At 69.6% G+C, this 13,012-nt stretch carries 8 protein-coding genes and 1 pseudogene; 6 read left to right on the top strand and 3 right to left on the bottom strand.

The window, feature by feature from the left end:
- Positions 1-23 precede the first annotated feature (23 nt).
- The 3 genes and pseudogenes from AC1DXK_RS04755 (at position 24) to AC1DXK_RS04745 (ending at position 3,321) form a co-directional block, all read left to right on the top strand.
- Complete coding sequence (locus tag AC1DXK_RS04755; RefSeq protein WP_457106247.1) at positions 24-2,087, top strand: 2Fe-2S iron-sulfur cluster-binding protein; 2,064 nt, start codon at positions 24-26, stop codon at positions 2,085-2,087.
- Positions 2,088-2,137: 50 nt separating this feature from the next.
- Positions 2,138-2,350, top strand: a pseudogene (locus AC1DXK_RS04750) (DUF1348 family protein); the annotation flags it as partial.
- 80 nt (positions 2,351-2,430) lie between these two features.
- On the top strand, positions 2,431-3,321 hold the full coding sequence (locus AC1DXK_RS04745) for a LysR family transcriptional regulator (protein ID WP_457106248.1): 891 nt from the start codon (positions 2,431-2,433) through the stop codon (positions 3,319-3,321).
- Between the two features lie 52 nt (positions 3,322-3,373).
- Here AC1DXK_RS04745 and AC1DXK_RS04740 read toward each other — a convergent pair whose 3' ends face one another.
- The 3 genes from AC1DXK_RS04740 to AC1DXK_RS04730 all read right to left on the bottom strand — a co-directional run bounded on the left by AC1DXK_RS04740 (position 3,374) and on the right by AC1DXK_RS04730 (position 7,821).
- Positions 3,374-4,672 (bottom strand): cytochrome P450, encoded by a 1,299-nt coding sequence (locus tag AC1DXK_RS04740; protein ID WP_457106249.1) that lies wholly within the window; start codon positions 4,670-4,672, stop codon positions 3,374-3,376.
- 57 nt (positions 4,673-4,729) lie between these two features.
- Positions 4,730-5,869 carry a helix-turn-helix transcriptional regulator gene (locus tag AC1DXK_RS04735; RefSeq protein WP_457106250.1) on the bottom strand — a complete coding sequence of 380 codons (1,140 nt, stop codon included), beginning with the start codon at positions 5,867-5,869 and terminating at the stop codon, positions 4,730-4,732.
- A gap of 158 nt (positions 5,870-6,027) precedes the next feature.
- Complete coding sequence (locus AC1DXK_RS04730) at positions 6,028-7,821, bottom strand: di-heme-cytochrome C peroxidase (RefSeq protein WP_457106251.1); 1,794 nt, start codon at positions 7,819-7,821, stop codon at positions 6,028-6,030.
- A gap of 392 nt (positions 7,822-8,213) precedes the next feature.
- On the opposite strand from AC1DXK_RS04730, the gene AC1DXK_RS04725 reads away from it, so the two are divergent.
- The 3 genes from AC1DXK_RS04725 to AC1DXK_RS04715 all read left to right on the top strand — a co-directional run bounded on the left by AC1DXK_RS04725 (position 8,214) and on the right by AC1DXK_RS04715 (position 13,000).
- A complete protein-coding gene (locus tag AC1DXK_RS04725) occupies positions 8,214-11,018 on the top strand; it encodes a patatin-like phospholipase domain-containing protein (RefSeq protein WP_457106252.1) in 2,805 nt (934 codons plus the stop codon).
- Between the two features lie 267 nt (positions 11,019-11,285).
- Complete coding sequence (locus AC1DXK_RS04720; protein WP_457106253.1) at positions 11,286-12,446, top strand: acyl-CoA dehydrogenase family protein; 1,161 nt, start codon at positions 11,286-11,288, stop codon at positions 12,444-12,446.
- The gene (locus AC1DXK_RS04715) at positions 12,443-13,000 is read left to right on the top strand and encodes a cytochrome b (RefSeq protein WP_457106254.1); all 558 of its coding nucleotides are present in this window, start codon (positions 12,443-12,445) and stop codon (positions 12,998-13,000) included. Before AC1DXK_RS04720 ends, AC1DXK_RS04715 begins: the two co-directional genes overlap by 4 nt.
- Positions 13,001-13,012: the final 12 nt, after the last annotated feature.

Genomic DNA, 13,012 nt, shown 5'->3' with positions numbered 1-13,012 from the left:
GGACAGGAGCGGAGGGCGCGGACATGGATCACGGTCGGACCCTGCCGAAGCTGCCGACTTGGCATGCCGGCGAAATATCCATTCAGGAGACGGTCGGCGTCGCCGGGCGGATGGAGGCGATCGGTCGGCAGGTGGTGCGGGACCATATGCCCGATCAGCATCGCGCCTTCTACGCGCAGATCCCCTTCGTCGTGCTTGGAACCGTCGACCGGCAGGGAGACGCGTGGGCCACGCTCCTGGCCGGCGGACCCGGCTTCGTCAGCGCGCCGACACCCACCGCCCTGGACATCGATGCGCGGCCCGACCCCGGAGACCCCGCGGCCGAGGGGATGCGCGACGGGGAGGCCGTCGGTCTCCTCGGCATCGAACTGCATACCCGCAGGCGTAACCGTGTGAACGGGATCGTGCGGTCGTCTGCCGGCGGGGCGTTGCGCGTCGAGGTCGACCAGAGCTTCGGGAACTGTCCCCAATACATCCAGCTCCGCGACATGACCCTCGCCAGGGATCCCCGCGCGCCGGCCGCGGCCCCGGTCGAGGAGATCGCAAATCTCGACGGAGCGGCGCGCGTCATGATCGCGGCCGCCGACACGTTCTTCGTGGCCTCCTACACCGAGCGGGAGGGTCGCCGTCAGGCCGACGTCTCGCATCGCGGCGGCAAGGCGGGGTTCGTCCGCGTCGCCGCGGACGGCACGCTGACCATTCCCGATTTCGCCGGCAACCTGTTCTTCGCCACCCTCGGCAACATCCTCCTGAACGGGAAGGCCGGGCTGGTCTTCACCGATTTCGAGACCGGCGAACTCCTCCATCTGACCGGCGAGGCCGCGGTGATCCTGGATTCGCCCGAGATCGCAGCCTTCCAGGGCGCCGAGCGGCTCTGGACCTTTCGGCCGCACCGGGTCGTGCGAAGGCGCGGCGCGCTCCCGCTGCGCTGGTCGTTCCGGGCAGATAGCTGGTCACCCAACACGCTGACGACCGGCGACTGGACGGAGGCAGACGACCGTGTGCGGGCGGCCGACCGCGCGGCTCGCTGGCGGCCGTTCCGAGTGACGCGGATCGTCGAGGAGAGCCGTGCCGTCCGCTCCTTCCATCTGGCGCCGGCCGACGGCGCCGGCCGGATTGCGCACCAAGCAGGCCAGCATCTTCCGATCCGGGTGATGCTGCCGGGCACGGAGGCGGCGGTCATCCGAACCTACACGCTCTCGGTCGCGCCCTCCGACCCGACCTATCGAATCAGCGTGAAGCGCGACGGGGCCGTCTCGTGCCATCTCCACGACGACGTCCGGGTCGGCGACCTCATCGAGGCGCGCGCACCGGACGGACGCTTCACCCTCGACGCCCATGAGCCGCGCCCGGTGGTCCTCCTGGGCGGCGGAATCGGGATCACACCGCTCCTCGCGATGCTCCGACACGTCGTGTACGAGGGTCTGCGCACCCGCAAGCTCCGACCGACCACGCTGTTTTACGCCGCCCGCTCGAAAGCCGACCGACCGTTCGACGCAGAGCTGTCCGATCTGGCCGCAGCCGCGCAGGGTGCCGTCAGGATCGTGCGCGTCCTGAGCGACGTCTCCGACGCCCGGGCCGGCCTCGATTACGAGGCCGCGGGCCGGATCGACATGGTCCTGCTGACACGCGTTCTGGCCTTCGCCGATTACGATTTCTACCTGTGCGGGCCGTCAGCCTTCACTCAGGCGCTCTACGACGGGCTGCGCGGCACCAACGTGCCGGATGACCGGATCCACGCGGAGGCGTTCGGTCCCTCGACACTGGTCAGGACGGGCGGGCCGGCGGTCTTCGCCCCACCCCGCCCGCCGGCCTCGGCCGAGTCGGTGCCCGTGGCCTTCCTCGAAACCGGGAAGGAGGCGCGCTGGATACCGGGATCGGGCAGCCTCCTCGATCTCGCCGAATCCCGGGGGCTCGCGCCCGAGTTCAGTTGCCGCGAGGGGACCTGCGGGACCTGTCGCACCACGTTGCTCGCCGGCTCGGTGACCTATCTCAAGGAACCGAGCGCCGCCGTGGCGGAGGACGAGGTGCTGATCTGCTCGGCGGTGCCGGCCGACGGGACGGAGCGGATTCAGCTCGCCCTGTGACGCGCGTCGCAGCCCGCACGATCCGCTCTCTCCGGACTTCGCCGACCGGGGCGGCGCACTACGCCTATGAAGACCACCACGGCAGCGGGCGCGGGTTTCGGACCTTCGGGACCGAGAACGGGGAATTCGCCGAAGACGGGCTGATGCACAGTCGGCACAGCAGCATCGACGCGTTGCCCGTCGCGGTATCCGACCGCAGATTCCGCTGGCCCCTCGGGCGCCGGCCGGACGATCATCCGGGGCTCAGTCCTCCTGGCTTCTGATCGCGCCCGGTCCGAGGGGGCGAGCAGGCCTCCTCGGGTCTCAGGGGCGTGGCCGGTGCGCGACGGCGAGGAGCGTGGTCATGGATCGTTGGCAGGCGATGCGGGTCTTCGCCAGGGTCGCCGAAACGGCGAGTTTTGCCGAGACGGCCCGCCTGCTGCACATGAGCCCGCCGGCCGTGACGCGCGCCGTGGCCGCCCTCGAGGAGGCCATCGGAGCCCGGCTCCTGATCCGCACGACGCGTTCCGTGAAGCTCACGGAGGCGGGCGGCCGCTACTACGCGGATTGCCGTCGCATCCTGGCCGACATCGCCGAGGCGGAATCGGCGGCGGCCGGCTCCAACGCGACGCCGTCGGGGACACTCGCGGTCACGGCGTCAGTCCTGTTCGGCAAGATGCACGTGCTCCCGATCGTGACCGATTATCTCGATATCCACCCGACGATGTCGGCGCGGACCCTGTTCGTCGACCGGCCGGTGAACATCGTCGAGGAAGGCATCGACGTGGCGATCCGGATCGGCCACCTGACCGATTCCGGCGTCACGGCCGCCCGCGTCGGCTCCGTGCGCCACGTCATCTGCGGCGCGCCGGCCTATTTTGCGCGGCACGGCGTTCCGACGACGCCGGCCGACCTCAAGCGTCACCGGATCGCGATCTCGACCGGCGCCTGGGCCTCGCCGGAATGGCGGTTTGGGGGCGGCGAGCGCGTCGTCGTCCACCCGGCCCTGGAGGGCAACACCAACGAGGTTTCCATCGGCGCCGCCCGGTCGGGCTGGGGGCTTGCGCGGGTACTGCATTATCAGATCGGCCCCGACCTGGAGGACGGGAGGCTCCAGATCGTGCTCTCCGACTACGAAGAGGCGCCCCTTCCGGTCCACGTGCTCTATCCCGAAGGCCGGCACGCACCCGCGAAGGTGCGCACTTTCGTCGACCTGGCGGTATCTCGCCTGCGCGCCAACCGGACGCTGAACTGAGACCCTGCCCGATGCGCCGCCCGGGCGGACCGGATCCGTCGGGTGCGCCGGGTCACGCGTGGGACGGGGCGCCGCCTTGTCCCTGCGGGCCGTAGGCGATCCGGAACGCGGTCGGGAACGGCGTACCCCCGTCCTCGACAGGCCCCTCGGCCCGCAGCCCGTCGCGGAGCAGGATGCGGCGCAGGATCTCGGGGATCATGGCCCCCGCTACGTATCGGCCGAGGCACGCGTGATGCCCGAGGCCGAAATGGAGATAGGCGTGATCCGGCCGGGTCGGATCGAACCGCTCCGGATCCGGGAGCCAGTCGTCATCGAACATCGCGGACAGGCTGAGCGGCAGAACCACCCGCCCCTTCGCGAGCGTGGCCGCATCGGCGGTGCCGCGCCCGAGAACGTGGTCGGTCTCGACCTGGCGGAACATGAAGGCCACGATCGGCGCGAAGCGCAGCGCCTCCCAGACATACCCGTCGAAGGCTGCCGAACCGGCCGCTGCGGCCGCGCGCGCCGCCTCCAGCACGGCGGGCCGCCGCAGGAGTTCGGCCAGGGCGTTCACCACGGCTTCCGAGGTGGTCTCGATGGCGCCGATCAGCAGCCCGCCGACATTGATCACCACGCGGTCCATGCCGAAGCCCGCCGCCGCCGGCAGGTGCAGCCGGAGCAGCCGGGTCAGGACATCGTCGGGCAGATCGGCGCCCGCCTCGATGGCCGCGACACGGGCCGGGATGAGGGACGCGAACGCCGCGCGCATCTCCTCGCGGGCGCGCGCCGCTTCCGTCTGGATCGCATCGGCGTCGGGCCGCTGGTCGAAGGGCAGGTTGTTGAACTGGTCGAACTGGTTCGCGTAGGACCAGCGCAGCAGGTCGGCGTCGGGGGCCGAGAAGCCGAAGACCTGCTGGACGATCCGCAGGGGCGCCTGGCGCGAAATCGTCGCCACGACGTCGGTCGCGCCGCCTCCGGCATCGAGGGCCGCATCGGTGATGGCACCCGCGAGCGCGCGGATCCGGGCGAGGTCGTCCCAGGCCATCACGGCGCGCATCACCGCCTTGTCGCGGTAATTCACCTCGGTCTCGTCGAGGGCCAGCATGAACGCGCCCATCTTGGGCCTGTAGAGCGCCACCGAGAAGACACGCGGCAGGGACAGGATTTCGGCGACCGCGACGCGGCGGGCGACCAGGACGACCGCGCCGCAATCGAGGACCGGCCGACGCGCCCGGAGTTGCGCGAAGAACGGTCGCGGCGCCTGCCGGATCCAGGCACGCGCGAGCGGCCAGCGTTCCGGCATGGGCAGCGCCTCCAGATCGTCCAGGCAGGGCGCATCGTGGCGGAGGTCATCCGGAACGGCCGAATCCATGCGAATCCTCCATGCGGCCGTGGCTCGGCCCCGGATGGGCCGGCCGGTCGTCGGCCGTCAGTTCAGGGAGATGTCCAGGCCCTCGCGCAGGCGCGCCACGAGTTCGCCCTGCCGGTGCGTCTCCGTCTTCGCGAAGAGAGCCCGCAGTTGCGTCCGGACGGTCGAGATCGCGATGCCGCGATCCCGGGCGTGGGCGTCGAGGGAGCGCCCCGAGGCCACGGCGTTGGCGAGGTGCGCCTCGGCTCCCGTGAGCCCGAACAGGCGCTGGAGACGGATGGTGGCGCCATCCTGGGCCTTGGCCGCACCGGTGCGGATCACGACCGCGAGTTCCGCCTTCACCCGGCTGCCCGTACCGGTTGGACGCCTGGACAGCGGGTGCAGCGAGACCCGATACGGCGTTCCGGTCTCGCCGCAGGTGATCGCGATGGGCTCGGCCTGTGTGATGGTGACGTCGCCGCTCGCGGCGGCCAGGGCCTCGCTGGCGGCACGCGCGAATCGTCGGGAGCACTGGCCGTCCTTGAGGACGAGGCTGCCCTTGTCGAGGGACAGGCCGGTCCGCGTCTGCGCCAGCGTCTCGGCGGCGCGGTTGGCGTGGGCGACGCGCAGTCGGGAATCGGTCAGGATCACCGCAGCATCGAGCAGATCGAGGGCCGAGGCGAGATCGGAGGAGCGCTCGGACGCCTGCCGCAGCAGCGCATAGAATTCGAAAGCCCGGCGCAGGTGCGGGACGAGCATCGCTAGCCGCCGCACCTCTCCGGACCGGAACGGTCCCGCCTCCTCGTCACGCATGGCCGCCAGCGTCGCCATGACGTCGGCCTCCCGGGCGAAGTAGGTCACGAGGCTGTGCTCGATCCCGAAGGGACGAACGACCTCCTTGAACAGCGCGGTCTCGCGGAACTGCGCCGGATCGACCCCCTCCTCCGCGCGGATGACCTTCCCCTGATTGGAGAGGATGTAGGGGAGACGCGGATCCTCCGTGGCGTGGCGGTAGAGGAAGGTGCGATAGGCCGACCGGTCGAAACCGGATACGGCCCACATGGGCTTGCGCGACCCGTCGAGGCTGAAGACGGCGAGCTGTCCGACCCGGCCGCCGACGAAATCCGTCAGATCCTCGAGAAGGGCGGACCATTCTTCCGGCTGGCCGACGCGGTCGTAGATGGATCCGACAAGATGCGAATAGGCTTCGAGATCCTGCATCGCCGTGCTCCACGAAAAGGGATGGTGCGGACGCGAACCAAGCTCGCCGCAGCGGGCTCCTTGCCGATGGTCCGGGGTCACCGGACCTCAAAGAACGTTACAATCGACGACAAACGAATACGCGCGTCGAAAGTAATTAAGGCGATATTGCCGCGCTTCTACAGCATGCGCAAGTATTCCAGCAGCTGGCGGCGCTGCATACCGTCGAGCCGGTCGGTTCCGTAGGCGGGACCCTCATGGCCGCGGTTGGAATTGCCCGGCAGGGTGGTGTCGAACAGGAACGGTCCGAGATCGGAGCGGAAACCGATCCGCTCCTCGTCGAGGATACGGCTGCCGACACGGAATGCCTCGGAGCGCTGGTCGGCCGGCAGGAGGATTTCATACAGGTTCGGCACCGAGCCGTTGTGGAGAAACGGCCCCGTCGCCCAGATCCCGTCGAGGGGACGCGCCTTGTAGACAAGGGGATCGCGATCCGTCCGCTTGGCCAGGAAGGTGGCGACGAGCCCCTTGCCGCCGTCGGTCGAGACGTCGTTGAGCAGCACGTTGCGCGATTCGGCCGCCGCGGCGCCCCGCTTGAGCAGCTGATCGACGATGGCGGCCTGACCCGGGCCGATTCCGGACGGGTCCGACGCCCGGTCGAGGGGAGCCAGGATGGCGCCCGCCACGATCGCCGCGACAAGGTCGAGGCTGCGTGTCTCGGCCGGGAGCGGCGGTGTCGTCGCCAGGAACGGCATCCGGACGCCTTCCAGGATGCCCGTCCGCGCGCGCCGCGACGCCGCGTTGACCGCCATCGTCGGGTCGGTCCCGATCTCGGCCAGGGGCGTCAGGACCACCGACTGGACCCGATCCGCACCCGTACGCGCGATCGCGTGGCAGGACAGGCAGAGCTGGTCGTAGAGGACCTTGCCGGCGGCGGCATCCTGTCTCTGCGCGTCGGTCCGCGGGGCGATCCGTTCCGGCCAAGCCGGAGCCGTCAGGCTGCCGAGCTGGCTTTCGATCCGCAGGAGGTTGACCCGGTCCGCCGAGGTGTCGAACCACAGCGGCGGGAGGGTCGGCTCGCGGATCTCGACGGCGGCGAAGACGCCGAGCACCTCGCCGACGTTGCGGCCCAGTCGCTCGACGGCGAGACTGTTGGGGGCGGACCCGTTCCACTGCACCCGGTCGTGCCAGGAGGTGTCCCACAGAAAGGGATAGCTGACGGGCGCGTTCGGCTCGGCAACGTTCCCGGGCTCGTGCAGGTCGATGCCGGTCGCGCGGTTGAAGATCATCCCGAAGGCATCGAGACGGGCCGGTCCCCAGGAGACTGCCGGACGGCTGGTCGCCACGTAGCTCGAGAACCCCTGGGCGAACCGGGCGAGGCTGGCGCGCAGGCGACGGCGATCGGCCTCCGCCTGGCTCGGGTCCTGCGCGGACAGCTCCGGCGGGATCACGCGGCCGGCGAAGCGGTCGAACCGGGCCGGCTCGTCGACGGTCTGGGAAACGGCACGGCCGAGTTCCTCGATGAAGGCGAACATGTCGGCGTCCGCCGGACCGCCATCCACCTGGATCGCCTGCCCGCGCAGCTCCACCCGGTTCACGTGGCAGGCGGCGCAGGTCATGCCGATCCACTCGCCACGGTCATCGACGTCCTTGGTGAAGCCGATCGGGAGACCCGTCCGCGGAAGGCCGCGCGCGCCGTCATAGGGATTGGGCAGGTAGCCGAAGCGCGTCAGCCCATCCTCGGCGAACAGGCTTTCGCCGTCCGGGCGTTCCAGCGACATGAACCAGGCATAGGGCATGATCTGCGAGCCCTGGCTCGCGCTGTAGAACCAAGCCCTCTCGTCATCGCTCCAGGATTGCGAAAGGAAGAGAGGGCGCGCGTGCGGCCCCGGCTCACCGGCGCCCGTCCGGGACGCCGCGAGCCCGATGAGCGCCGCCAGCGCGAAGCCGTGTGCGATCCGAGGCCGGGTCACGATCGCATCTCGGGCATGGTCGGGAACCCCGCACCGGTCAGGCTGCGCCGGACCCTGCTTACGGGGCAGCAGAGTCGAACGCGTCCCCCAAATGGATGATGCCAGCAATTCTGATTTCGCAAAACCTCTGATCTTAATGTGATCGTAAAAATTGATTTACAAGCTGATGTCGGCTACGATACTGACATTTTTCTAAAAAATGGCAAATATATCTACATAAAATTGTACGTAATATTGAACGTTTTCGCCGCAATGTGAGTGACGACAATCAAAAATCGATGATCTGCGGGACTTGATTTCGAGACCGGCGGCGAAGTCTCTTGCTGCAGATCTTGAATTCTGTCCCGCGGGGTCAAGCCAGCCCCGGAACGGCGCGTGCGGTCGGAGGAGCCATGGACAGCCAGGACAGGTCCGAACCGCTCGGAGACGCGGCACCACGCAATCTGCCGGTCCTGAGCGCGCAGGCGCTCCCATCCGTGCTCGATACGGAGCGGATGCTCACCGAGGAGCTGGATCACTTCTGCGGACCTTGTCCGGATGGCGACGCGCCGCCCTGGCAGCAGCGGGCTGATGAGGCGCGCCTCACGGCCCTCTGCCTCTCTGGGGGCGGCATCCGCAGCGCCACGTTCTGCCTCGGGGCCGTGCAGGCCCTGGCAACCCGGCGGATGCTGGGCGAATTCCACTACCTCTCGACCGTGTCCGGCGGCGGATTCGCGGGCGGCTGGCTGCAGACGTTCATCCGCCAGTGCGGCAGCCTCGACGAGGCGGAGCGGCGCTTGGCGGAGACCGGCAACGAAGCCTTCGCCAAGCTGCGGCGCTACACGAACTACCTGACGCCGGAAATCGGGCTCCTGTCCCGGGATACGTGGGCCGGCATCGTCCTCTACATCCGGAACACCATCCTCAACTGGCTGATCATCTTCCCGCTGCTGCTGTTCATCCCCCTGGGCTTGCTGGCCTACCGGACCGCCCTCGAGGCGGCGAGCCGAACCCTCCTGTGGCTTCCCCTGGCGCTCGGCAGCGCCGCCCTGCTGCTGGCGACCTTCAGCGCCTGCATCCTGCTGCCGAGCCACCGGCCGCGCGAGGCCGGGCGGACGTCCTACGCCTCACCGGACAGGATTGCGGTCCGCATCCTGGCACCCACGATCCTCTGGGCTCTGGCGCTGCCCTTCACGATCCGGGCGCTCTTCGACGAGCCGCTCCCGATCCCGAATCTGACACTGGGCATCCTGAGCGCCGCGTATGTCGCCGTCCAGGTCGCCGGATACGGCTTCGGGCTCGCGTGGCAGACGCAAAAGGGTCATCCCGGATTGTGGCTCTACAGGCGGAATTTCGGCCCGTGGCTCGCCAGCAGCCTCGTCGCGGCCGCCCTCATCTTCCTGGGCGCCCGCTGGAGCATCGATGGGATCGTGAGCCGCAATCCCGCGCCGTTCGATCCAGCGGCGGTGGGCGTTTCCCAGTTCCTGGCCATCCTGGCGCCGCCGGCCCTGATCGTCGCCCACCTGTTCCAGAGTGTGGTCTTCATCGGATTCCGCCGGAGCGCAGAGCGCGCCGACCTCGACCGCGAATGGGTCGCGCGGGTCGACGGGCAGCTGCTGCTTGCCGCCTTCGGCTGGGCGGCTCTGTGCCTGTGCTGCCTCTACCTGTCGGCCGTCGCCCTCGGTCGCGACGAGGCGGACCTCTCCGGGCTCCTCAGCGCTCTCGTCACCCTCGTCACCGGTCCCCTCGCGGCTTTCCTCGGCAAGCAGGTCTTCGTCCGCGCCCAGTCGCTGACCGCCAAGGGGCGGATGGACGATCTCGTGATGATCGGTCTGAGCGTGATGGCGGCGCTGTTCGGAATCAGCTTGTTTGTGCTCATGGGCTGGTCCCTCGGGCGGCTGCTCGGCGCCGCCTACGCCTGGTGGGGGCCCTGCCTGGCGCCCGCCGCAGTGCGGAGCGGCCCTGATTCCGCCTGTGCCATCAACCCCTACGCGATGATCGTCATCCTCGATCTTGGGGTGGCGGCGGTGCTGGCCGGCGCCGTCCAGCTCTTCGGCCGGGTCAACGTGAACCGCTTCTCGATGCACGGGGTCTATCGCAACCGCCTGACCCGGGCCTTCCTCGGCTCCGCCCGGGCGCACCGGGACGCCGACCCCTTCACGGATTTCGACGAGAGCGACAGCCCGCGGGTGGCCGAACTCGGGACGGGCAAGCGGTTGCTGCCGGTCATCAACATGACCCTCAACCTCACCGACATCCAGCGCACGGAGTGGGCGGAGCGGAAGGCCGCCTCCTTCACGGCGACGCCGTTCGCCTGTGGCGCGGCGATCCTCGACCGCGCCGAGATCCCCCGCGCGCCGGGCCAGCCGGACGGTCCGCGCGGGGCCTTCATCCGCACCACAGACTATGCCGGAATGGAGACGCGCGGCGACCGCGTGAGTGCCGGGAAAGGTCCGCTCCTCGGCGGCGTTCTCACGATCTCCGGCGCGGCGGTCAGTCCCAACTGGGGCTACCATTCCTCGCCCTTGATCGCTTTCCTGATGACGCTCTTCAATGTCCGGCTCGGTGCATGGCTGCCCAACCCCGCCGTCGCGCGGGCGGAGGATCTGCGGCTCGCCAAGCCGAAGAACTCCGTGCTGGCTCTCCTGAGCGAACTTGGCGGCCGCAGCACGGACGTCCGCCAAGCCGTCTACCTGTCGGATGGCGGCCATTTCGACAATCTCGGCCTCTACGAGATGCTGCGCCGGCGCTGCGCCCGCATCGTGGTGATCGACGCCGGCCAGGACGCAAACTGCACGTTCTTCGACCTGGGCAACGTCATCCGGAAAGCGGAGGTCGACGGGCTGGCGAAGGTGCAGATGGGCGAGATGCGCATCCGACCGCGCCCAGCAGCCGAACAGGCCGGCCCGCGGGCACCCGCCCTCGGCTTTGCCCGCGGCACGATCACCTATCCGGGCGCCCGGGATGCCGGCTCGCTGATCTACATCAAGCCGAGCTTCCTCGACGACATCCCCGCGGAGGTGCGCGCCTACGGAGCGACCAGCGCGACCTTCCCGCACGAAAGCACGGCCAATCAGTGGTTCACGGAAAGCCAGTTCGAGAGCTACCGCGCTCTCGGGTTCCATCAGGTCAGCCGGATGTTCGGCTCTCAGCTCACGACAATCTCGGAATGGTCGACCTACCTCGACGGCGAGATCAATCGCCGTCCGTGTACCTGATGGCTGGGGACGGCGGGATGATGGCCGCATTTGGTCGCAGCGCCGGACAGGGAAAGAGTGGTTCAGTCTCAGGTTGATTATGTGAGATCGTCGGCATCCTGTGCGGGCGGCAGGAGGTGGACTCGTGATGGCATCCGACCGATCGACCCTGCGCGATCGCGCGGGATCCGCAGGCTTCGCCCGCGATCGTGACGGCGCGGTGCGCTCGGATCGACGTGCTGCGCGCGTTACCCCGCAGCCGGCCGCGGCCTGACGGGAGACCGGCGCATGGACCAGTGGACCCGCCTCGATCCCATCTACGATTCTGAAGCGGCTGCGCGGACGATCTCCGGCTTGGCGGCGGCACGGGCGACTGCGCATGACCGGGACGACGGGTTCCCGGTGGACGACATCGCCGACCTGGGCCGCCTGGGACTGCTCGCCGCCCCCATTCCGGTCGACCAGGGCGGTGCCGGCCTGGGGACGGAGCCCGGCGCCGCCGCCCTCGCGGAAGTGCTGCGGCTCGTCGGCTACGGCAGCCTCGCGCTCGGGCGGCTCTACGAAGGGCACGTCAACGCGCTCCAGCTCATCGCCCGGCACGCTGCCGCCGGCCAGCGGGCGCGCCTGTTCGCCGATGCGCGCGCCGGTCACCTCTTCGGGGTCTGGAACACGGAACCGGCAGACGGCGGCCTCCGGATCGAGGATCGGCCGGTCGGCGCACGGCTCCAAGGTGTGAAGAGCTTCGCGTCCGGCGCGGGTTACGTTACCCGCGCCGTCGTCACGGCGCGGCATCCGGGCCTGTCCGGCACGCCGATGCTGGTGGTGCCGATCGAGGCCGGCGAACGGGCCGATCTCTCGGCGTGGCGGGCGCAGGGGATGCGCGCCTCCGCCACCGGCACCGTCGACTTCACCGGCCTGCCGTTCGACCCGGACGACGTCCTGGGCGAGCCCGACGCGTACTTCCGTCAGCCGGCCTTCTCGGGTGGCGCATGGCGGTTCGCAGCGGTGCAGGTCGGCGGTCTCGAGGCGGTGTTCGACGCCTGGCGCCTGCACCTGGACCGCCTCGGGCGCGGCGGCGACCCGCATCAGTTGGCGCGGCTCGGCGAGGGCGCGATCGCGGTGGAAGGGGCACGCCTCTGGGTCGAGCGCGGCGCGCGGGTCGCGTCGGACTCCGCGCTGTCGCCCGAGCGGGTGGTCGCCTACATCAACCTGGTCCGCCTCGCGGTCGAGCGGGCCGGTCTCGAGGTCCTGCACTTGGCCCAACGCTCCGTCGGCCTCCAGGGCTTCCTGCGCGGCCATCCGCTCGAGCGGCTCTCGCGGGACCTCGCCACCTACCTCCGCCAGCCTGGACCGGACCAGGCGCTGACGACGGCTGCGTCCGAGATCCTCCAGGCCGGCGGGATGGCGGGGGATCTCTGGAGCGAAGGCACGGCTTGCGCATGTCGATGACGGCGCGCGCAGCCGCGCCGCGCGCCGTCTGGCGCGACACGCCGGATCGGTACGGCCGGATCAGCCGCGGGTTTCACTGGCTGATGGCTCTCCTGTTCACGTGGCAATTCGCCGGCGCCCTGCTTTACGTGACGGTCGGCGACATGGCGCTGACCCGCCTCGTGGGCGGCAGCCACTTCACCCTCGGCTTCACGCTGTTCGTTCTGGTGCTCCTGCGCGGGATCTGGGGATTGGCGAATTTCCGGCGGCGACCGGCGCATCCGGGCCGTGCCGGGCGCGCCGCGGCCGCCGGCCACGGCCTGATCTATGGCCTGATGATCCTGGTCCCGAGTCTCGGCCTGCTGCGCCAATACGGATCCGGCAAACCCTTCACGCCCTACGGCATTCCGCTGATGCCGGCACGTTCGACCAAGATCGACTGGATGATGCTGCCCGCCGACCTCTTCCATTACGGGTTGGGCTTCACGCTGCTGGTCGTCGTTCTCGGGCATGCCGCGATGGCGTTCGTGCACCGCCGGCTCTGGAAGGAGGATGTCCTGGCGCGCATGACGTGAGCGCACGCCGTC

It is taken from the genome of Methylobacterium sp. P3_A11 (assembly GCF_056403155.1).
This window is presented reverse-complemented; position numbering and strand designations above follow the sequence as displayed.